The sequence below is a fragment of the Allobosea caraganae genome, assembly GCF_003351345.1.
Lineage (GTDB): Bacteria > Pseudomonadota > Alphaproteobacteria > Rhizobiales > Beijerinckiaceae > Allobosea > Allobosea caraganae.
Genome location: NZ_QQTO01000023.1, coordinates 116,362 through 137,277 on the forward strand (window position 1 = coordinate 116,362; position 20,916 = coordinate 137,277).

The 20,916-nt window shown below is 67.0% G+C and carries 20 protein-coding genes; 9 read left to right on the top strand and 11 right to left on the bottom strand.

Features of this window, described 5'->3' with window-relative positions:
• Window positions 1-12 precede the first annotated feature (12 nt).
• A complete protein-coding gene (locus tag DWF00_RS19365) occupies window positions 13-624 on the bottom strand; it encodes a YqgE/AlgH family protein (RefSeq protein ID WP_114830263.1) in 612 nt (203 codons plus the stop codon).
• Between the two features lie 182 nt (window positions 625-806).
• On the opposite strand from DWF00_RS19365, the gene DWF00_RS19370 reads away from it, so the two are divergent.
• Window positions 807-1,658 carry a protein-disulfide reductase DsbD domain-containing protein gene (locus DWF00_RS19370; RefSeq protein WP_114830264.1) on the top strand — a complete coding sequence of 284 codons (852 nt, stop codon included), beginning with the start codon at window positions 807-809 and terminating at the stop codon, window positions 1,656-1,658.
• A gap of 106 nt (window positions 1,659-1,764) precedes the next feature.
• Window positions 1,765-2,250, top strand: a complete 486-nt coding sequence (locus DWF00_RS19375; RefSeq protein WP_114830265.1) for a peroxiredoxin — start codon at window positions 1,765-1,767, stop codon at window positions 2,248-2,250.
• A gap of 208 nt (window positions 2,251-2,458) precedes the next feature.
• Here the strand turns inward: DWF00_RS19375 and DWF00_RS19380 are convergent, their stop codons facing one another.
• Together DWF00_RS19380 and DWF00_RS19385 are read right to left on the bottom strand one after the other, a co-directional pair.
• Window positions 2,459-2,896 carry a putative quinol monooxygenase gene (locus DWF00_RS19380; protein WP_245974092.1) on the bottom strand — a complete coding sequence of 146 codons (438 nt, stop codon included), beginning with the start codon at window positions 2,894-2,896 and terminating at the stop codon, window positions 2,459-2,461.
• Window positions 2,897-2,914: 18 nt separating this feature from the next.
• On the bottom strand, window positions 2,915-3,730 hold the full coding sequence (locus DWF00_RS19385; protein WP_114830266.1) for a VOC family protein: 816 nt from the start codon (window positions 3,728-3,730) through the stop codon (window positions 2,915-2,917).
• 162 nt (window positions 3,731-3,892) lie between these two features.
• On the opposite strand from DWF00_RS19385, the gene DWF00_RS19390 reads away from it, so the two are divergent.
• The 3 genes from DWF00_RS19390 to DWF00_RS19400 all read left to right on the top strand — a co-directional run bounded on the left by DWF00_RS19390 (window position 3,893) and on the right by DWF00_RS19400 (window position 6,523).
• Window positions 3,893-4,465: a TetR/AcrR family transcriptional regulator gene (locus DWF00_RS19390; RefSeq protein ID WP_114830267.1), complete on the top strand. Its 573-nt coding sequence runs from the start codon at window positions 3,893-3,895 to the stop codon at window positions 4,463-4,465.
• Window positions 4,466-4,633: 168 nt separating this feature from the next.
• Window positions 4,634-5,086 (top strand): GNAT family N-acetyltransferase, encoded by a 453-nt coding sequence (locus DWF00_RS19395; RefSeq protein WP_114830268.1) that lies wholly within the window; start codon window positions 4,634-4,636, stop codon window positions 5,084-5,086.
• 504 nt (window positions 5,087-5,590) lie between these two features.
• Complete coding sequence (locus DWF00_RS19400) at window positions 5,591-6,523, top strand: helix-turn-helix domain-containing protein (protein ID WP_181832727.1); 933 nt, start codon at window positions 5,591-5,593, stop codon at window positions 6,521-6,523.
• 138 nt (window positions 6,524-6,661) lie between these two features.
• Here the strand turns inward: DWF00_RS19400 and rnhA are convergent, their stop codons facing one another.
• The 3 genes from rnhA to ispH all read right to left on the bottom strand — a co-directional run bounded on the left by rnhA (window position 6,662) and on the right by ispH (window position 9,158).
• Window positions 6,662-7,108, bottom strand: coding sequence for a ribonuclease HI (gene rnhA / locus DWF00_RS19405; protein WP_114830270.1), 447 nt, complete (start codon window positions 7,106-7,108; stop codon window positions 6,662-6,664).
• 106 nt (window positions 7,109-7,214) lie between these two features.
• The gene (locus DWF00_RS19410; protein ID WP_114830271.1) at window positions 7,215-8,180 is read right to left on the bottom strand and encodes a homoserine kinase; all 966 of its coding nucleotides are present in this window, start codon (window positions 8,178-8,180) and stop codon (window positions 7,215-7,217) included.
• A 6-nt stretch (window positions 8,181-8,186) separates the two neighbouring features.
• Window positions 8,187-9,158, bottom strand: coding sequence for a 4-hydroxy-3-methylbut-2-enyl diphosphate reductase (gene ispH / locus DWF00_RS19415; protein WP_245974094.1), 972 nt, complete (start codon window positions 9,156-9,158; stop codon window positions 8,187-8,189).
• A 361-nt stretch (window positions 9,159-9,519) separates the two neighbouring features.
• Here ispH and DWF00_RS19420 point away from each other — a divergent pair, with 361 nt between their 5' ends.
• From DWF00_RS19420 to DWF00_RS19430, 3 genes are all read left to right on the top strand, one after another.
• The gene (locus DWF00_RS19420; protein WP_114830273.1) at window positions 9,520-11,376 is read left to right on the top strand and encodes a monovalent cation:proton antiporter-2 (CPA2) family protein; all 1,857 of its coding nucleotides are present in this window, start codon (window positions 9,520-9,522) and stop codon (window positions 11,374-11,376) included.
• Window positions 11,373-12,761, top strand: a complete 1,389-nt coding sequence (locus DWF00_RS19425) for an MATE family efflux transporter (protein WP_114830274.1) — start codon at window positions 11,373-11,375, stop codon at window positions 12,759-12,761. The genes DWF00_RS19420 and DWF00_RS19425 overlap by 4 nt, the downstream gene beginning before the upstream one ends.
• A 125-nt stretch (window positions 12,762-12,886) precedes the next feature.
• Window positions 12,887-13,864 (top strand): DUF937 domain-containing protein, encoded by a 978-nt coding sequence (locus DWF00_RS19430; RefSeq protein ID WP_114830275.1) that lies wholly within the window; start codon window positions 12,887-12,889, stop codon window positions 13,862-13,864.
• Between the two features lie 167 nt (window positions 13,865-14,031).
• On the opposite strand, the gene DWF00_RS19435 is transcribed toward DWF00_RS19430, so the two are convergent.
• Both DWF00_RS19435 and DWF00_RS19440 read right to left on the bottom strand, forming a co-directional pair.
• Window positions 14,032-15,921: a methyl-accepting chemotaxis protein gene (locus DWF00_RS19435; RefSeq protein ID WP_114830276.1), complete on the bottom strand. Its 1,890-nt coding sequence runs from the start codon at window positions 15,919-15,921 to the stop codon at window positions 14,032-14,034.
• A 271-nt stretch (window positions 15,922-16,192) separates the two neighbouring features.
• A complete protein-coding gene (locus DWF00_RS19440; RefSeq protein WP_114830277.1) occupies window positions 16,193-16,558 on the bottom strand; it encodes a DUF1127 domain-containing protein in 366 nt (121 codons plus the stop codon).
• A gap of 174 nt (window positions 16,559-16,732) precedes the next feature.
• Here DWF00_RS19440 and DWF00_RS19445 point away from each other — a divergent pair, with 174 nt between their 5' ends.
• Window positions 16,733-17,614 carry a LysR substrate-binding domain-containing protein gene (locus DWF00_RS19445; RefSeq protein WP_114830278.1) on the top strand — a complete coding sequence of 294 codons (882 nt, stop codon included), beginning with the start codon at window positions 16,733-16,735 and terminating at the stop codon, window positions 17,612-17,614.
• 6 nt (window positions 17,615-17,620) lie between these two features.
• Here the strand turns inward: DWF00_RS19445 and DWF00_RS19450 are convergent, their stop codons facing one another.
• The 3 genes from DWF00_RS19450 to DWF00_RS19460 all read right to left on the bottom strand — a co-directional run bounded on the left by DWF00_RS19450 (window position 17,621) and on the right by DWF00_RS19460 (window position 20,823).
• Complete coding sequence (locus DWF00_RS19450) at window positions 17,621-17,806, bottom strand: Flp family type IVb pilin (RefSeq protein ID WP_114830279.1); 186 nt, start codon at window positions 17,804-17,806, stop codon at window positions 17,621-17,623.
• A gap of 262 nt (window positions 17,807-18,068) precedes the next feature.
• Entirely contained in the window at window positions 18,069-19,448 is a 1,380-nt protein-coding gene (locus tag DWF00_RS19455; protein WP_114830280.1) for a glutamate--cysteine ligase, read from the bottom strand.
• A gap of 205 nt (window positions 19,449-19,653) precedes the next feature.
• Window positions 19,654-20,823, bottom strand: a complete 1,170-nt coding sequence (locus DWF00_RS19460) for a carboxylate-amine ligase (RefSeq protein WP_114830281.1) — start codon at window positions 20,821-20,823, stop codon at window positions 19,654-19,656.
• Between the last annotated feature and the right edge of the window lie 93 nt (window positions 20,824-20,916).

Here is a 20,916-nt window from a genome sequence, read left to right on the forward strand (position 1 = left end):
GGGGAGAAGGGTTCAGGCGTGCCCTGCCTCGCTCGACAGAAATGCCGGATCGATGCCGATCTTGTGCAGGGCGCGGTTGTATTTCGTGTCGATGCCGGCGTCGAAGAGCAGGTCGTGATCGGCGGCGCAATGCAGCCAGCCATTCGACTGGATCTCTGATTCGAGCTGGCCCGCCGCCCAGCCGGCATAGCCCAGCGCCAGGACCGCATTCTCCGGCCCGGAGCCGATCGCGATGGCGCGCAGGATGTCGAGCGTCGCGGTCAGGCAGATGCCGTTATCGATCGGCAAGGTCGCCGATTCCAGGAAGAAATCGGCCGAGTGCAGCACGAAGCCGCGCTTGGTCTCGACCGGCCCGCCGCGCAGCACCTGCATCTTCTCAGCCTGGCTCGGCAGTCGAATCAGCCCGTCCGAGGGGATTACGTCGAGCTGGACCAAGAGATCGGGGAATTTCGTGTCCGGCGCCGGCTTGTTGACGATGATGCCCATCGCGCCATCCTCGGAATGGGCGCAGACATAGACGACGCTGCGGTTGAAGCGCGTATCGGCCATCCCCGGCATCGCGATCAGGCATTGCCCGTCGAGATAGCTGCGGCCGCTGACGCGTTGGGTCGAACCGATCCTCATCCGGCCATGCTAGTTCAGAATCGCCCCGGCTGGGAACCGGGGAAAACGTCGTAATGCGAGAGATCGCGATTGCGCCCCAATCATGCGCCATATCCGCTATCGCCGTCCCGTTTCACATAATCGTTCGCCGATTTGTGAGAGTGTGCTTCGCTCTTGGAACTCCGATTGCGTAGAATCGCCCCGTGAAACCATTCCTGCTTCTGCCCGCCCTCGCCTTGCTGGCGCTGAGCGCACCTGCCCTGGCGCAGGATGCGGCGGTTTCGCCATGGTCGAAGAGCACGCATTCCTCGCTGCGGCTGATCGCGGGCGCGACCGCGCCCTCCGGCAAGCAGCGCGTCGGCATCGAGATCGCGATGGCGCCGGGCTACAAGACCTATTGGCGCAGCCCCGGCGATGCCGGCGTGCCGCCGGTCTTCGACTGGAGCGGCTCGGAGAATGTCGGCGGGCTCGACGTGCGCTGGCCGACGCCCGAGCGCTTCGAGGACGGCAACGGCTACTCGGTCGGCTATGTCGGCGAAGTCGTCGTGCCGGTCTCGGTGCAGCCGGTCGATCCGCAGAAGCCGGTGACGCTGGTGCTCAAGCTCGACTACGCCGTCTGCGAGAAGATCTGCATCCCGGCCAAGGGCGAGGCCAGGCTCTGGCTCGAGCCCGGCGTCACCTCCGTGACCTCGCCGCTGCTGGAAAGTTTCGAGGCGCGGGTGCCGGCGCAGGTCAAGCTCGGCCCGCGCAAGGAGAAGCTCTCCATCCTCGACGTGAAGCCGGAGGAGCAGGGGCTGGATGCGGGCGTCCGCGTCACGCTGCAGGTGCCGCCCGAAGGCATAGTCGACGATATCTTCGTCGAGGGTCCCGGCATGTGGTCCTTCGGCAAGCCGGCCATCATCCCGCAGCCGGACGGCACGCTCTCCGCCTTCGTCAAGATCAACGACCGGCCGAAGGGCGCGTCTGGCCCGATTCCCTTCATCGTGACCGTGCGCGGCAAGCCTGCGGCGATCGAGACGCGGCTTGAACTCGACATCCCCGTCGCCAAGCCGTAATCGGAGAGCGGGCGGCTTGAAGCCGCAAGGGCATGATGCCGAAAGCTGGCTACCGGCTTCCGGACGACATCATGCCTGGACTCACGGACTCCACGGAGAACAGGCCATGACGATCAAGGTGGGTGACAAGCTTCCGCACGCGACCTTCCGGGTGATGACGCCCGACGGCCCCGCGGCGAAGACGACCGAGGACCTGTTCGCGGGCAAGAAGGTCGTGCTCTTCGCCGTTCCCGGCGCCTTCACGCCGACCTGCCACAAGAACCACCTGCCCGGCTATCTGAACAACGCGGCCGAGATCAAGGGCAAGGGCGTCGACGCCATCATGGTCACCGGCGTCAACGACGTCTTCGTCATGGACGCCTGGTCGAAGGCGACCGGCGGCGCCGGCGTGATCGAGTTCCTCTCCGACGGCAACGCCGATTTCGCCAAGGAGATCGGCCTCTCGCTCGACGGCTCGGGCTTCGGCCTCGGCACACGCTCGCAGCGCTATTCGATGATCGTCGAGGATGGCAGGGTCGCCGCCCTGAACGTCGAGGACGCTCCGGGCAAGGCCGACGTCTCGGGCGCTGAGGCACTGCTGAAGCAGCTCTGAGTTTTTTAGACCAGAGTTTTGAAGCCCGCGCGGCCACGAGCCGCGCGGGCTTTTCCATTGGGGCGGTAGCCTGAAGCTATCGAACTGCGGCCAATGTCCGCATCGGGGGGAATCTGCCCTCTACCGACGTCGACCATTTGGCTGCCATGGCTCTCGATCAGAGCCGATCGGGAACAGTTCGTATATGCGGCGGCGGCTTCGCGCTGGGTTACGGGGTGTTGCCCCGCAACTGCATATGCGTGACCGCCACGCCACCTTCTGCGAGTTCGGGCAGGCGTGCGAACCAAGCTTGTACGTGCGGCGTCGCGTTGTGCGCTTTGAAATCCGCCTCGCTGGCGAAGATTTCATAGAAGATGAAATGGCCAGGCGCGGCGCGGTCCTCGTGAAGGAAGTAGACGAGATTGCGCGGCTCGTTTCGAACCTGCGCCACGAGCGGGAGCGTTGCCTCGCGCAGTTTTTCTTCCATGCCAGGCTTTGCGCGAACCTCGGCGACGACCGCATAGGCGCCGGCCGGAATTTCGCCGTAGCGAACCGCTGCCTGGGTCGCAGCGCCCCCCTGTTCCGCACGCCCGACAAGTGCGGGCGCGGCGATAGCCATCGCCGAGATTGCAATTGCGGCGCCGTATTTTGTCGATGAGTTGGTCATTCCAAGTTCCTCGCCTTTTCAGATCTTTTGACGGGCCTGGCGCGCGCGGTCGAAAAGCTGCTTGACCGGCCCGAGCGCCTGAACGAATTCGAGCTGCTCGCCCTCGGGGCCTTTGCAGTAGATCAGCCGCCATCCGTTCGACTGGCCTTCGGTGATTCCGTTGCTGTTGGCCTCGATCGGCGCGGCGAGGCGTTCCGGCTCGTTGGTGACGGTGATCACCCGGTTCGCCTTGACCTGCGCCATGCCGCGCCGCGCGGCCTCAGCTTCGAGATCGGCGATGAATCGGTTAAAATCGACATCGTCGCGGAGATGGAAGCAGATGTGCATCATGCGCGGGAAGGCCGGGCTCATATGATCGAGCGGCTCGGCGAACGCGGCACCGCTCCCCGCCGGCTCGCTGGCGTCACGGTACTGCAGAAGCTCGATCACGACATTGTCGAACTGGATGAAGCGCACGTCCAGGCGCTGCGCGCCGCTCCGAAGGTCCGGAACACCCATCGCGCGGGGATTGACGCGGCGCGTGCGGGCCTCGATCTCCTGATCCGTCAGCAGCGTGTTGTGAATGCGCTCGCCGTAGAAGTCGCCGTCGCGCAGCACCTCGGTGCCGCCAAGCACTTCCGTGTAGAAGGCATGGGCTCGGTCCATGTTCTGCACCGTGAGACCGAAGTGCTGCACGCCCTGAAGACGTGAACCCAGCGACCCGGATTCCGACGATACCGGCTGCGCGTTTGCCGGCGCAGGGATGCCGAAGGCGCCGACAAGTGCCGCAGCGCTGGCGCCCTGGTGAACCGAGCGGCGGAGAACCGCGTCCTCATGGTTCGAATGGTCGGTCATGTGAGAATTCCTCTTTGTTGGAGTCATGGGGTGTCAGCCTTCGAGGAAGCCGCGCTCTCGGAGCCGCTGATCGCTCGAAGTCATCATCATCACCGTCGATGTGATGATCTATCACATACGCCCAATTGACCGGGAGTCAAGAAAAATGTTATTGCCTATCACATGAGGAAGCCGACGACCGAAAACCCCGACAAGCGCGATGCGTATCATCATGGGGATCTGCGCCGCACGCTGCTGGAGGCGGCGCGGAACGAGATCTCCGCCAACGGCGCCCAGAGCCTCTCGCTAGCTTCGCTCGCGCGCCGGGCCGGTGTGGCGCAATCGGCGCCATATCGACACTTCGCCGACCGCGACGAGCTTCTGGCCGGAGTGGCCACGCATGAATTCGAGGCGTTTACGGAAGCGCTGCTGGCCGCGGCAGCGGCTGGTCCCGAAGCCGGAGCCGTCAAGCGGATATGCGCCGCCTATCTCTGCTTCGGCGAAGAGAACGTACAGCTCTATCGCTTGATGTTCGCCTCCGGCCTGGTCGCCGGCGCCCCTAAGGAAAGCGAGCTTTTGAAGGCGGCGTTGGCGAGCTTTCGACCGCTTCTCGACCGCGTTTCGGATACTTCTCCGAGGCGCGCCCGTGCCGCCGCCAATGCAATCTGGGCCCAGTTGCACGGTTTCGTCATGTTGAAGGCTGATGGCCTTCTCACCGAGCCATCGGAGGAATTGCTGGAGGGCCTGATGATCTAGCCGGCATCGACGCGGATGTTCGCGAATGTCAGCCGAGGGTCGCGAGCGGAGCATCCCTGCTCCCTCACCGGTGCGCCAACTCAGCTTTCCTGATCGATCCGATATCGCCTTGTCATGAGACAGCCGGCGCGGCGCGGGCTAGCTTCGCCGCGCTTTGGGGAGGCTGCCATGTCCGAGATCACCATCCGCCCGCTCGTCGCGAGCGACCGTGCCGCCTGGGCGCCGCTCTGGCAGGGCTACCTGACCTTCTACAAATCAACCCTGCCGCAGGAGATCTACGATCTCACTTTCGCACGCCTGACCGGCGGCACCGAGCCGATGGGCGGCTTCATCGCCGAGCAGGGCGGCAAGGCAGTCGGCCTCGTGCATTGGGTCGCGCATCGCACCTGCTGGAGCGCCAAGGACATCTGCTATTTGCAGGACCTCTTCGTCTCGCCGGATATCCGCGGCGGCGGCGCCGGCCGCAAGCTGATCGAGGCCGTCAGGCAGATGGCAGAGGACAAGGGCTATTTCCGCGTCTACTGGCACACGCAGGAGACGAACGCACAGGCGCGGGAGCTCTACGACAAGGTGGCGGAGTCGGGCTTCATCGTCTACCGGCAGGCGCTGCCGCCGGCGTAACCGTAGAATGCATCACCTGCGGCAGGCTGCCCCTCGACCGGTAAGGATCGGCGAGCAGGCCATCGAGTGCCCCCCAGCAGAACTCATCCCGCGTCGATGATGGTCACAGCATTCGCCGCGAGAACCCACGGCGTGAACCGGCTCGGCTCTTTCGCAACGTTCCATTTAGCCGGCATATTATGCCACCCAAGAAGGCCCGTGCGCATTGCGGCACTTTGACGACAGTCTTCGAACACCCTCTCAAGTTGCAATGACAACCACTACAATTTGGATCCAACTAAAGGCATGCCAGAAAACTAGCCATTCGAAAGAATTCGCAGCAGACCGCCTTTCCCAAGCGGGATTTTCTTGATATCGACGGCGGATCATCATCCACGATGTTGCGAGCCGCGCTGTGCGCTGGGCTCCGCAGCTCCGGGTTCCGCTATGATACCGGTTCGCTTCTCAACCCATGACCTTGCGCCGCGGGACCAGTTCGCAGCCTGGAGCAGCTGGTTCGATACCGTGTTCGACGTCGCCTCTCACGAACCCGACAAGGGGTTCCTGGCGGAGAGCACGGTCTGGACGTTCGGAGGCTTTGGTCTCAGCCACGTCAAGGCGCCGTCGTTGCGCGCCTCGCGATCGAATGCGCTGGTCCGCCGCAACCCGGTGGATCACTGGGTCATAACCCTGGGCCAGCACGTGACCACCGGATTGGGCGGCGGCGTCTCCCTCAACGTGCCGCCGCGGATTCCATTCGTCGTATCGCTCGGCCGCGAGATGGTCAGCCAAAGAGCCCATGATGAGCGATTGCAGCTCTATCTTCCCCGCGACAGCTTCGGCGATCTCGCGCCGGTCCTGGACGCGATGCAGGGCCAGGCCCTCGATAAGCCCCTCGGCAAGCTGCTCGGCGATTATATCGGCCTGCTGCAGCGCAATGCGTCCGAGCTGTCGCAGGCAGACCTGCCGCGCCTGACGAATGCGGTGCGCTCGATGGTACTCGCCTGCATCGCCCCCACGGTCGATCACAGCATCCACGCCACAAGCCTGATCGACCTCAGCCGGCGCGAAAAGGCGCGGCAGGTCATCGAACGCCACCTGCGCCAGCCGTCGCTCGGCCCGGCGACGCTGTGCCGCGAGATGGGCATGTCGAGGACCCAGCTCTACCGCCTGCTGCACGATGAAGGCGGCGTTGCGCGTTTCATCCAGCGTCGGCGCCTGCTCCAGAGCTATGCCGAGCTGTCCGACCCGTTGAACAGGCGCTCGATCACGGTCATCGCCGAAACGCTATGCTTCCAGGATGCGTCGAGCTTCAGCCGGGCCTTCCGGCAGGAATTCGGCATGACCCCGCGCGACGTGCGGGCGGCATGGTCCACCGGGCAAGCCCTGGCACTCCCCAGCGACACCGACCCGGATGCGGAGTTCACGACCCTGAGGCAGTGCCTGGGGCGGTTCTAGATCGCCGTGCGTCCTATTGGACGCAAAGTGCCGATCTAGACCTTATTATCGCATCGGATTCTTCCGAAAACCGGAATCCACTTTTCGGTCCGATGCTCTAGCCGCGACGCATGACTGCGCCGCTCGGGCAGGCGCCCATCACCGCATCGGCTTGAACGGCGCCATGCCCGCCCGCGCCAGCGCGTCGGCGCGCTCGTTCATCGCGTCGCCGGCGTGGCCCTTGACCCATTTCCACTCGATCTTGTGCTGCTTCAGCGCAGTGTCGAGACGCTTCCAGAGCTCTTCGTTCTTGACCGGCTTCTTGTCGGCGGTGCGCCAGCCGTTCTTCTTCCAGCCATGGATCCAGGCGGTGATGCCCTGGCGCAGGTACTGGCTGTCGGTGTGGAGCGCGACGGTGCAGGGCCGGGTCAGCGTTTCCAGAGCGGCAATCGCTCCCATCAGCTCCATGCGGTTATTGGTAGTCATCGCCTCGCCGCCCGAAAGCTCGCGCTCCTTGCCCATATAGGACAGGATCGCGCCCCAGCCGCCGGGGCCGGGGTTGCCCGAGCAGGCCCCGTCCGTCCAGATCTCGACGGGTTCGCTCATGGCAGGCCCCGGCGATTTTTGGTTGCGCGAACGGGGCAAGCCCCCAGCGCGTCGGGTCCGGGGTTGCCCGAGCAGGCCCCGTCCGTCCAGATCTCGACAGCCTCGGTCATCGTTTCAGCCCATAGTCGCGCGCATCTCCCACCCTCTGGTGGAAGGCGAGCTTGCGGTCGTATTCGAGCGGGTCATGCGGCTTGACCAGCGCGCCCGGCGGCACGTTGAGCCAATCGACCAGCCGCGTCAGCAGGAAGCGCAGGGCAGAGCCGCGGCAGAGCGCCGGCAGGGCCTCGACCTCGGCTTGGATCAGCGGGCGCACGCTCTCATAGCCCGCCAGCATGGCCTGGCCCTTGGTCAGGTTGAACGAGGCGTCGGCTTCGAAGCACCAGGAATTCAGGCAGATCGCGAGGTCGTAGGCGAAGGCGTCGGTGCAGGCGAAGTAGAAGTCGATCAGCCCCGAGAGCTTGTCGCCGATGAAGAAGACGTTGTTCGGGAAAAGGTCGGCATGGATGACGCCGCTCGGCAGGCCCTGCGGCCAGGAGCGCTCATGACGCTCGATCTCGGCCATGACGCGCTTCGCCAATCCCGGCGAGACCTTGTCGGCATCGGCCCCGGCCTGCTCGGCGAGGGGGCGCCAGCCCGGCACCGAGAGCGCGTTGACGCGCTCCATGCCGAAGCCCTCGCCGGCCTGATGCAGCAGCGCCAGCGAGCGGCCAACCTCGGCGCAATGCACCGCGCTCGGGCGCTTGACCGAGAGGCCGTCGAGGAAAGTCACGATCGCCGCCGGGCGGCCCGCCAGCCGGCTCAGCGCCTCGCCGCGGCTGTCTCGCACCGGCACTGGGCAGTTCAGTCCGCGATCGGCGAGATGCTGCATCAGCGCGACGAAGAAGGGCAGGTCCTCGGCCTTCACCCGCTTCTCGTAGAGGGTGAGGATGTAGACGCCCTGCTTGGTGTGCAGCAGATAGTTGGAGTTCTCGACGCCCTCGGCGATGCCCTTGGCGGCGAGCAACTCGCCAATGCCGTAGCGCGCCACGAAGGCGGCCATCTCGTCGTCGGCGACTTCAGTATAGACGGCCAAATTCGCTCACTCGGCCGCGGTCGGCGCTGGCTGGTCGCGCAATTCGCGCGGCAGGGGGAAGAACACGCTCTCATCGGCCGTCGAGACCGTCTCGACGCGGACCTCGTAGCGCTCGGCGAAGGCGTCGATGATCTCCTCGACCAGGACCTCGGGCGCGCTGGCGCCGGCGGTGATGCCGAGGCGGCGGATGTCGCTGAAGATCGACCAGTCGATCTCGTCGGTGCGCAGCACGAGCCGCGCATGCGGGCAGCCGGCGCGCTCGGCGACCTCGCGCAGGCGCTGCGAGTTGGAGGAGTTCGGCGAGCCGACCACGAGCAGCCCGTCGACCAGCGGCGCGACGCGCTTCACCGCCTCCTGGCGGTTGGTCGTGGCGTAGCAGATGTCTTCCTTGTGCGGGGCGATCAGGGCGGGGAAGCGCGCCTGCAGCGCCTCGACGATGCCGCGGGTGTCGTCGACCGAGAGCGTGGTCTGCGTGACATAGGCGAGCGGCACGCCTTCCGGCGGCACCAGCGTCGCAACGTCGTCGAGCGTCTCGATCAGCGTGATCGCACCCGGCGGCAACTGCCCCATCGTGCCGATCACCTCGGGATGGCCGGCATGGCCGACGAGCAGGATGTGCCGGCCGCGCTTGTGGTGGACCTCGGCCTCGCGATGGACCTTGGTGACCAGCGGACAGGTCGCGTCGATGGCGAAGAGCGCGCGCTGATCGGCTTCGGCCGGCACCGATTTCGGCACGCCATGGGCGGAGAAGATCACCGGGCGGGTGGTGTCCGGCACCTCCGAAAGCTCGGCAACGAAGACGGCGCCCTTCCGCTTCAGGGATTCGACCACGTATTTGTTGTGCACGATCTCGTGGCGGACATAGACCGGCGCGCCATGCAGCGTCAGCGCCTTCTCGACCGCGTCGATGGCGCGCACGACGCCCGCGCAAAAGCCGCGCGGGGCGCATAGCAGGATGTCGAGCGGCGGCTTGGTCACGCGCTTGGCGGCTCCGGAAAAGGTCGCTGTCTTCTTTCGGTCAGATGCGGATGATGTCAAGGAAGCGCGGTGACGCTGTGGCGCAAGCATGGCCTGCGCGATTCATCTGCACCGGAAACCTCGCAGGATCGGCAGCCAGCCCTTAGATGGGGTAGGTTGTCGGTTGAGCGTTTGTTTCAGGGATAGCCTGAGCCCTCATCCTGAGGAGCGGACGAAGTCCGCGTCTCGAAGGATGCTCCAGAGAGCACTGGAACATCCTTCGAGACGCCGCTTTGCGGCTCCTCAGGATGAGGGCTGAGGGTTCAAACAGGTTCTTGACTCCGGCGCCGCTCCACACTCGCCCTCCTGACCAGAGTTCTTCATGGCCGATGTTTCCCACACGAGCTACCTGCCGGCGATCCTGACCTTCTGCGCCGGCGCCGTGATCGCTGTGCCGGTGTTCCGGCGCCTCGGGCAGTCGGCCGTGCTGGGCTATCTCGCCGCCGGCATCGTGATCGGCCCCTCGGTGCTCGCGGTGATCAAGGACCCCGACGCGATCCGCGGCACGGCCGAGATCGGCGTGGTGCTGCTGCTCTTCCTGGTCGGGCTCGAATTGCAGCCGGCGCGGCTCTACTCGATGCGCAAGGACATCCTTGGCGCAGGCCTGGCGCAGATGGTGTTGAGCGCCGGCGTCATCGGCGCGGTCGCGTGGTGGTTCGGCCTCTCGCTCGGCGGCGCCGTCGCGGTCGGGCTGGCGCTGGCGCTGTCGGCGACCTCGATCGCGCTGCAATTGCTGGAGGAGCGCGGCGACGGCGGCGAGACCTATGGCCGGCGCACATTCTCGATCCTGCTGTTCCAGGACATCTCGATCGCGCCCGCGCTGGCTCTGCTGCCGCTGCTGGCGACGACCGAGGCGGAGGCAGGCGGCTCGATGCGCGCTCTCGCCGGGCTCGGCTTCGCGCTGCTCGCCGTCGCCATCATCGTGCTCGCCGGCCGCTATGTGCTGAACCCGTTCTTCCGCATCCTGGCCAAGGCCGGCGCGAAGGAGGTGATGACGGCGGCAGCCCTGCTGATCGTGCTCGGCGCGGCACTGCTGATGGAGCATGTCGGGTTGTCCATGGCGATGGGCGCCTTCCTGGCCGGCGTGCTCTTGGCCGATTCGCATTTCCGGCATGAGCTCGAGGCCGATATCGAGCCGTTCCGCGGCGTGCTGCTCGGCCTGTTCTTCATGGCGGTCGGCATGTCGCTCGACCTCAAGCTGGTGGCGGACAACGCGCTGCTGCTGGCGCTGGCGGCGCCGCTGCTGGTGCTGTTCAAGATCGCGGTGGCCGCTTCGATCCTGCGCGCCTCCTGCTCGAGCACGACCGAGGCGATCCGCGCCGGCGCCCTGCTCTCGCCGGCCGGCGAATTCGCCTTCGTGCTGCTGCCGCTCGGCCTGTCGCTCGGCCTGCTCAACCCGCAGCAGGGCGCGATCGCGACGGCGCTCGCGGCGATCAGCATGCTGATCGGCCCGATCGTCGCCAAGCTGATCGACATCTGGCTGCTCAGCCGGACCCAGGCCGAGACGATGGACGAGGATTTCGACGGCGCCGGCGGCACCGTGATCGTCGTCGGCTTCGGCCGCTTCGGCCAGGTGGTGACGCAGGCGCTGCTGCTCCAGCATGTCGATGTCACCATCATCGATTCCGATGTCGAGCGCATCCGCTCGGCCGCCAAGTTCGGCTTCAAGATCTATTACGGCGACGGCACCCGGCTCGACGTGCTGCGCTCCGCCGGCGCCGACAAGGCCAAGATCATCTGCGTCTGCATCGACAAGCGCGAAGACGCCCTGCACATCGTCGAGATGGTCAAGGCCGAGTTCCCGACCGTGCGGCTGCATGTGCGCGCCTATGACCGCATCCACGCCATCGAGCTGATGAAGGCCAATGTCGACTACCAGATGCGCGAGACCTTCGAATCGGCGCTCGGCTTCGGCCGCGTGACGCTGGAGGGGCTCGGCCTGACCTATGACGAGGCCAGCCTGGTGATCGACCATGTCCGCGACCGCGACGCCCAGCGCATGGAGATCCAGTTCACCGAGGGCCTCGCCGCCAGCCTGACCAAGGTGCCGCGCGTCACGCCGGAGCCGCTGATCAAGCCCAAGGCGAAGTCGAAGGCGCTGACGCAGGAGACGCGCGAGGTCATCGAGGATGGCGGGGCCGAGGTCGCGGTCGGCGGCGTCGGCGAGCCGGAGCGATGAGCGGCGCGCCCGGGCCGAGCCAGGCGGTCTTCGTCACCGGCTCGACCTTCCGCCATGTCGCGGTGATGACCGCGACGGCTTCCGTCGGCCTGATGGCGATCTTCGTCGTCGACCTGCTGTCGCTGCTCTACGTCTCCTGGCTCGGCCGGCCCGAGGCGACCGCCGGCGTCGGCTATGCGACCATCGTCCTCTACCTGATGGTCTCGATCAATGTCGGGCTGATGATCGCGGTCGCGGCGCTGACCTCGCGCGCGCTCGGCGCCGGCGACCGCGAGGGCGCCAGGCGGATCGCGGGCTCAACCATGACGCTGATGGCGCTGGTGGCGCTCCTGCTCTCGGTGCTGGCGCTGCCCTGCTTGCCCTGGCTGCTCACCCGCCTAGGCGCGCACGGCGAATCCTACGCCGTCGCCCAATCCTTCCTCTGGATCGTGCTGCCCTCCAACGTGCTGATGGCGATCGGCATGGGCTTCTCCGGCACGCTGCGCGCCGTCGGCGACGCACGGCGTGCCATGTTCGTGACGCTGGGCGGCGGGCTGGCGACCGCGGCGCTCGATCCGCTCTTCATCTTCGGCCTCGGGCTCGGCCCCAATGGCGCCGCCTGGGCCACGGTGATTTCGCGCGTGATCTTCGCCGCGATCGGCTTCCATGGCGCGATCAAGGTCCATCGCATCGCCGCGAGGCCGACGCGCGCCGCGATCACCAGTGATGCGCCGCTCATGCTGGCCATTGCCGGCCCGGCGATCCTGACCAACCTTTCGGCGCCGATCGCCAACGCCGTCTTCGCCAGCGTGATGGCGCGCTTCGGCGACGCCGCCATCGCCGCGATGGCAATCACCGACCGGCTCGTCCCGGTCGCCTTCGGCGTGCTGTTTGCGCTGTCGGGCGCGGTCGGGCCGATCCTCGGGCAGAACTGGGGCGCGGGCCGGTACGACCGGATGCGACGGGCGCTGAGCGATTCCGTGATCTTCGTCATCGGCTGCGTCGGCATCGCCTGGCTCGGCCTCGTGCTGCTGAGCGGCCAGATCGTCGCGCTGTTCGGCGCGACCGGGCTCACCGCCGAGATCGTGGTCTTCTTCTGCCTGATCTCCGGGCCGATGTGGTTCTTCGTCGGCCTGCTCTTCGTCGCCAACGCCGCCTTCAACAATCTCGGCATGCCGGTGTTCTCGACCGTGTTCAGCTGGGGCCGCGCCACGCTCGGGACGATGCCTCTCTCATGGCTGGGCGCCAATTATGCCGGGCCGAAGGGCGCGCTTGCCGGCGCGGCGCTCGACGCCGTCGTGTTCGGCATCGCCGCGCTGGTCATGGCCTATCGCGGCATCAACCGGCTGGAGCGCGGCGCCGCGGCGCAGCCGGCGCCGGCGCAGGCCTCCACCGCCTCGGCCTGATCTTCCGCAACGCGCCCGCCGCGAACCGAGCGTCAGCTTGCCTGGACGGCCGGCCCTGCTATCGTCCCGCCGGCAGGACGACACCTGCGCTCAATCAATGAGACAGAGCCGGATCGAGGCGCGCCATGATGAACCTGTTCGAGATGATGCAGTCGGCCCAGAACGGCCAGGCCATGCAGAACCTGGCCCGGCAATACGGGCTCAGCCAGCAGCAGACCCAGAGCGCGATGGACGCGCTGCTGCCGGCCTTCTCGATGGGGCTGCAGCGCCAGACGCAGGACCCCTACGCCTTCGGCAACCTCGCGCAGATGATGACGGCCTCGCCCTTCGGCAAGCTCTACGACGCCGATGGCGACGGCATTCCCGACAATGCCCAGACCATGGGCAACAACGTCCTCAGCCAGCTCTTCGGCTCGAAGGAAGTCAGCAACGCCGTGGTGGCGCAGGCGGCCGCGACCAGCGGCGTCGGCCAGGCCATCCTCAAGCAGATGCTGCCCGTCATCGCCGCGATGGTGATGGGCGGCCTGTTCAAATCGGCCGGCAATAGCGGGCTCGGCGGCATCCTCGGCCAGTTCGCCGAGATGATGCAGGGCAAGATGCCGGGCCAGCAGCCTGCGCCGCAGCCGCAGGCGCAGCCCTCAGGCAATCCGATGGGCGACATGCTCGGCCAGGTCCTGGGCGGCCTGTTCGGCGGTCAGGCGGCCGGTGCGGGCCAGCAGCAGGGCAGTGGCCAGCAGCCGCAGGGCGGGCCGTTCGGCGGCCAGATGCCGGGCGGCATGGGCGCAGGCGCCAACCCGATGGGCGACGTGCTCGGGCAGATCCTCGGCGGCATGTTCGGCGGCGCGCAGGGCGGGCAGGCCTCGGCGCCTGACCAGGAGGACGAGCCGCCGCGCGGCCGGCCGCAAAGCCGGGCTCCGCAGCCGGCGCCCCAGGAGGACGACACCGACGCTCCGGCTCCGCCCCCCTCCTCCGGCGCGAACACGCCCGGCTCGATCGGCCTCGACGCGCTCAACCAGATGTTCGAGCACGGCAGGCAGGTGCAGGACGGCCATCAGGACGCGCTGAAATCGATCCTCGACGCCATGCTCGGCGGGAAGCGCTGAAGCTACGTCAAGGTCCGTTTCGTTCGGCAGAAAACGCCGCGTCATCCCGGACAAGCGGCGAAGCCGCGCCGCTCCGGGATCCATCGTAGGGCTCGGAGTTTTACGATGGATCCCGGCGCTACGCTGCGCTCCGGCCGGGATGACGGCGAGGTTGTTCCAGGCGCCGATCAGGCGCGGCGGCGCTCCTGCCATTCGGTCTCGGCCATCGTCGCCGCGACCTGACGCAGTTCGGCGGCGTCGTCGCGGGTGCGGAAGCTCGCCACGAGTTCGTTGAGGCGCTCGATCTGATCGGCAAGGGCATTGGCCGAAGCCGCGCTCTCCTCGGAGAGGGCGGCGTTCTGCTGGGTCATCTCGTCCATATGGGCGACGGTCTGGCTCATCTCGTCGATGCCGTTGGCCTGCTCGGCCGAGGCCGAGGAGATGTCTGAGACGGTGGCCGAGACCTTCTTCGAGGCCTCGACGATCTTGCCGAGCGCCTCGCCGGCCGAACGGACGAGCCCGACGCCCTGGGCGACCTCCGCTCCGGATTCGCTGATCAGCGCGGTGATGTCCTTGGCGGCATCGCTCGAACGCTGCGCCAGCGCGCGCACCTCGGAGGCCACAACGGCGAAGCCCTTGCCGGCGTCGCCGGCGCGGGCTGCTTCCACGGCGGCGTTGAGGGCCAGCAGGTTGGTCTGGAAGGCGATCTCGTCGATCACCGAGGTGATGTCGGAGATCTTGCGCGAGGCGGTCTCGATCCGCGACATCGCCTCGACGGCGTTGTGGACGATCGCGCCGCCCTTCTGCGCCACCTCCATCGCCTCGTCGGCCAGCGCGACGGCCTGCTTGGAGGCGGTGGCGGAGGCCTTCACCGACGCCGCGAGTTCTTCGGTCGTAGCTGCGCTCTCCTCGAGCGAGGAGGCCTGCTCCTCGGTGCGCTTCGAGAGGTCGGCGGCGCCCATGGTGATCTCGCGGGCGGCGTTGGCGACGTCGACCGAGGTCGCCTGGATCGTCGTCACCGTCTCGGAGAGATGGACCACCGCCGCATTGAAGTCGTCGCAGAGCTTCTGATAGGCGGCTGCGACCTCCTCGTCGATGCGATAGGTCAGGTCGCCCCTGGAGAGCAGGTCGAGCCCGTCGGCCAGCAACCCCATGACATGGGCCTGCTCGGCGGCGAGCCGCTCCTGCTCCTGCGCGCCGGCGGCGCGCTCGCGCTCGATGGCATGGCGCTGCGCCTCGGAGGCCTCGCGTCCTTCGGCGGTCTCGGCCTCCAGGCGCCGCACGGCGAGGCCATTCTCCTTGAAGACCTGGACGGCCCGCGCCATCGCGCCGATCTCGTCCTTGCGGCCCTGCCCGGCGATCTCGACGGCGTAGTCGCCCGAGGCGAGATCGCCCATCCGCGCCTGCAGCGCCTCGAGCGGCCGGGTGATCGAGACGCGCGTCAGCAGCAGCGCGCCGGCAAAGCCGAACAGGGCGGCGAAGCCGGACAATGCCAGGCTGACGATGTTGAGCTGGTAGGCCTCGGCATCGAGCTGCTGCGAGGTCACCTCCGTATCGGCCTTGATCGCGTCGTTGAGCTTGACCGCCGTCGTAACGATATCGGCGACGGAGCGGTCGAGCTGGGACATGATCGAGAGGGCGGCGAGGTCCTCGTCCTTGGCGGCCTGGGACAGGATGTCGTCGACCTGCGACTTCACGCCGGTCAGCCCGCGCGCCAGCGTGTCGAACTCGGCGGCGCGCTGCGGGAAGCTGATCTTGGCCTCGACCAGCAGGCCCTGGGCGCGGTCATAGGCCTTGCGCACGTCGTCGATCGCCGTGCCGTTCTGCTTCATGTATTCGGGATAGGCGATCGACTTGTAGAGGTCGCGCACGATATCGGCCATGGCGCGGGTCGCCTTGCCGGAATCGAGGATCGCCATCGCGCTTTGCGAGACCAGGTCGGAATAGGTCTTCTCGATGCGCGCATGCTCGCGCCCGGCATAGGCGGCCATGGCAAGGCCCATCAGGCCGACGACGATCAGCGGAATGGCGATCTTGGTCCGGAGCCGCAGATCCTGAAAGCGCAGCGATACCCGCATGTCGATATGTCCTGGCGAGGGATCGCGCGAAGCGCGAGTGTGCTCAGGATTTGCGGAAATGCTGAATTTTCAGTTACGGCATAACCATGCGTTAGCCAAGAAAATCGGAAATATCACGCTCAATCGCCGCTTTTTCCTGCGCCGGCTTCGCTACGGCAGCAAAACGCAGGGTTTCCGCCTTGCTTCGGTTCGGCACTCCGTGCCGCCGCAAAACGAAAAACGGGCGGAAGCACGAAGCTCCCGCCCGCGAGGAACGTGCAACCCCAAGGGGTCAGGCGTTGCACGCAACCGTTGTCTCACGGGCGGCCACGACCGGCCTGGAACGCTTCACCATAGCCTGTCGAAGACCTTCCTCTCGCCGGGCCGAGGCAGCGCCGTTCTGGGCGCTGGAGCGCGCGGCCAGGATGGCGGAGGGGTCGTTGAGCCAGGAGGTGGAGAGCGCGCCGGCGATGTCGGAATGGACGAGGCCGATATCCTTGAGGCCGCGCTCGTCGAGTTCGGCGAGGCGCAGGATCTCGCGGCGATGCATGATCGCACGCGTCAGGTTTTTCACGCCGACGAAGCCACGGGCGGCGACACGCGTCGCGCCGATGGCAACGAACGAGAGCGGCTTCTGGGCGAAAGTCAGAGTCAGCATGACGACCTCCTTCAGGGGTCTGGTGGCGAAAGGGCTATCGTCCGGTCCGGCGGGAACGCGCCAATGACACGAACCGGCGACTGTCCTGACCATAGCTTTGCGCTGGCCATCAGCCAAACGAATGCTTATGATGCTTCACAACACGGATATTGATGATCCATTCGGAGGTGTCCCATGGCGCATGTGCTCGATGCCGACCAGCTCAAGACCTTCGTCGCAATCGCCGATACCGGCTCCTTCACCCGCGCCGCGGAGATCGTCTTCAAGACGCAATCGGCGGTGTCGATGCAGATGAAGCGGCTGGAGGAGCGGGTCGGACGGCCCCTCTTCGGCCGCGACGGGCGCCACGCCAAGCTGACCGAGGATGGCGAGCGCCTGCTCGACTACGCAAGGCGCATCGTCAGGCTGAACCTCGAATGCGTCGCGAGCTTCACCGATGCCGACCTGAAGGGCCGCATCCGCCTCGGCGTGCCCGACGACTATGCCGACCGCTACCTGCCCGAGATCCTGGCGCGCTTCTCGCACTCGAACCCGCGCGCGGAGGTCACGGTGGTCTGCGAGCCGACGCCGATGCTGGCCGAGCGCATCGCCACCGGCGATATCGACCTTGCGATCATCACCCATGTCGAGAACCGCGGCCAGGGCGAGATCATCCGCATCGAGCCGCTGCTCTGGGTGACCTCGGCACGTCATGGCGTGCATGAGGAGGACCCGCTGCCGCTGGCGCTGGGCCGGCCGACCTGCAACTGGCGCCAAGCCGCGGTCGAGGCGCTGGAGAAGAAGGGCCGGCGCTTCCGCGTGCTCTATGCGAGCTGGAACTCGACGGCGGTCGGTGCGGCCGTGGTCGCGGGGCTGGCGGTCTCCGTGCTGCCGGAAAGCGCTGTGAGGCCGGGCATGCGCATCCTCGGCCCGGCGGAAGGCTACGCGACGCTGCCATCCTGCAAGATCGGCCTGCTGCGCACGCGCTTCGACCCCTCGGTGCTCTCGAACGCGCTCGCCGAGCACATCATCCAGAGCCTGGACAATCTGGCGAGCTTCAAGACCGCGGCGGAGTGAGGCGGATCAGGGCGACGCGGGCGCGATCGCCGTGCTCAGCGTCGTGAAGAAGCCGGCCAGGCTCTGCCCGATCTGAGTCGAAGCCGCGACGACCGCAAACGAGATGACCCCTGCGATCAAGCCATACTCGACTGCGGTCGCGCCGCTTTCGCTCGCACCGAAATCCTGAATAAGGGCCCTGATCCGAGTCATGCGTCCTTACCTAGCGTAAGAATCCGGCCAAACCGTTAATGCGGCGGCAGAAAAGCTTTGCAAGTTCCTGTTGTTGAGGATTTGCAGCGGCTTCAGCCCGCTCTGGCCATACGAAACCTCTCCGCGTCATCCCGGACAAGCCGCGTTTGCGGCGCAGCTCCGGGATCCATCGTAAGGCTCCGACGCTCTACGATAGATCCCGGAGCTCCGCTTCGCTTCGTCCAGGATGACGGCGTTTAATATTGGCAGATCGCAGTGTGTTTTAGACCGCGAACTCGGTGAAGACCGGCTCGATGCGGCCGTTCCAGTTCGTCCGGAAGCGGTCGGCGAGGTCGAGCGCCAGCGGCTGGCCGCGCTCGGCGATCTCCATGACGGGGTCGAGATAGAGCGTCTCGTCGCGACCGGCGGCATCGCGCCGGGTCCGGCGGGCGAGCCCGGCCCGCGACAGCGCCAGCACCTCGCGCGCGACCTCGGCCAGCGGCCGGCCGGCGATGCTGGCCTGCAGGCCGAGCTTCGGCACGCAGTCGCGCAGGCCCTGGCGCTCCGAGGCGTTCCAGCCCTTGACCAGGTCCCAGGCGGCATCGAGCGCCGTCTGGTCATAGAGCAGCCCGACCCAGAAGGCCGGCAGCGCGTTGAGCATGCCCTCCGGCCCCGCATCGGCGCCGCGCATCTCGAGGAAGCGCTTGAGCCTGACCTCGGGGAACATGGTCGAGAGGTGGTTGGCCCAGTCCGACATCGTGGCCTCCTCGCCCGGCAGCTGCTTCAGCTTGCCGGCGAGCAGGTCGCGGAAGGAGGCGCCGGCGACGTCGTGATAGATCGGGCCGCGCTTGACGAAATACATGGGAACGTCAAGGGCCCAGTCGGCATAGGCCTCGTAGGACATGCCCTCGTCGAAGGCGAAGGCGAGCATGCCGGAGCGGGCCTTGTCGGTGTCGCGCCAGATCTCCGAGCGCATCGACTGGAAGCCGTTGAGCTGGCCCTCGGTGAAGGGCGAGGCGGCGAAGAGCGCGGTCGCGACCGGCTGCAGGGCGAGCGAGACCCGGAGCTTCCTGACCATGTCGGCTTCGCTGCCGAAATCGAGGTTCACCTGCACGGTGCAGGTGCGGAACATCATGTCGAGGCCGCGCGTGCCGACCTTCGGCATGTAGTTGGCCATGATCTTGTAGCGGCCCTTCGGCATCACGGGCGTCTGCGCCCGCGTCCAGAGCGGCGAATGGCCGAGCGAGACGAAGCCGATGCCGTGCTGCCCGGCGATTGCGTTCACGTCGGCGAGGTGCTGGCCAAGTTCGGCCGCGGTCTCGTGCAGGTTTTCGACGGGGGCGCCGGAGAGTTCGAACTGCCCGCCGGGTTCGAGCGAGATCGCGCCGCCGCCATCGGGGCCGCCGAGGCCGATGATGTGGCCGTCATCCATGATCGGCTCCCAGCCGAGCCTGGCCTGCATGCCTTCGAGGATATGGCGGATGCCACCCGCGCCGGCCCTGCCCTCGTAGGGCACCGGGGCGCGGTCGCTGAGGTAGAACGGGAACTTCTCGTGCTCGGTGCCGAGACGGAAGGCGGAGCGCGGCTTCTCGCCCTCAGCGATCCAGCCGATCAGTTCGGCCTTGGAGGCGATCGGGGTGGAATCGGACACGTCACGAGCCATAGGCGCTCCGGCAGAACGATAGGGCAGCCGTTTCCCCGCCGCCACCGAATGGCGCGGCCGGGACAGGCTCGGGAACGCCACTCATAGGCGACCGCCCGGCGGAGGACAACGATCTCCGCTACGCGTTCCGAGAAGGGTAGAACTTGCACAAACGCACGAGCGCCGGAGAAAGACTGCAAGCCGTGCTTGCAGTCATGCCACTGCGTCACGCCGCTCCAAGCAGGCGCGGCTCGCGCTCGCGCGACCAGGTGACGCCGTCGGCGCGGGTTTCCGTGGCCAGCCAGTCGACCACCGCGGCAAGGCCCGCGGCCTGGCCGCCGCGCCCCCGCGCCTCCTCGAACACTCCGAGCTGCATGTCGGCGCTGGTGCCCATCGCGACGATCTCGCGGCACGCCGCGAGATCGTCCGAGCAGCCGAGCGTGGCGGCATCGCCGGAGAGCTGGTCGATCAGCTCGTCCAGCAGATCGGGAACGGTCCGCATGCTGCGGCTCTCGGGCGAGATCAGCCCGCCATGGATGCCATAGCGCTGAGCGCGCCACATGTTCTCGGACGCAATGGCGCGCGCCGCCGCCGGGAGCTCGGCGTTGACGTGCGGGTTGCACAGCAAATGGTGCACCAGGCAGCGATAGAGCGCCGCGATGGCGAGCGTGTCGCTGAGCCGCGTGCAGCTGTCGGCGACGCGCAGTTCCAGCGTCGGGTGCTTGTCGGAGGGGCGCACCGCCCACCAGATATAGCTCGCGTCCTTGATCGCGCCGGCGCTGACCAGCGTCTCGACATAGGCGCGGTAGCCGGCCGGGCTGTCGAACAGCTCCGGCAGGCCGGTGCGGGGCAGCTCGGCATAGGCGGAAAGCCTGTACCCCATCAGGCCGGTGCGCTGGCCCTGCCAGAAGGGCGATGAGGTCGAAAGCGCCAGGATCAGCGGCAGATAGGGCATGATGCGGCCCATCAGGCGGATCCGCTCGTCCTCGTCGGGAACCTCGACATGGATGTGCATGCCGCAGAGCTGGTTGCGCCGGCCGAGCATCTGGAGGTCGCGCATCAGCTGGTCGTAGCGGGCGATGTCGGTGGCGCGCTGGCGCGACCAGACGGCGCTCGGATGCGTGCCGCAGGCGAGCAGCAGCATGCCGTGCTCGAGGCCGAGGCTGGCGAGGCCGGTGCGGAGCGCGGCGAGCGAGCGACGCGCCTCCCCCATCGTCTCGCAGACCGGCGTCGCGACCTCGATCTGCGATTGCAGCATCTCGCGCTGGACCTCCTCGGGAAACGCCTCCTGGACCGCCGCGATGAATTTCGGGGAGACCTTGCGCACGCTGCCGCGGCTCGCGGCGTCGGACAGGAAGTACTCTTCTTCGATGCCGAAGCGGCAGGCATGGCTCATGGCGTCCTCACAGGCGGTCGATTCGGGCTGTGCCGGGGAGGCGCGCAGACGCACGGGAGCCGGCCAGCGCCAGGCCAGCCGAAAGTCGGGTAT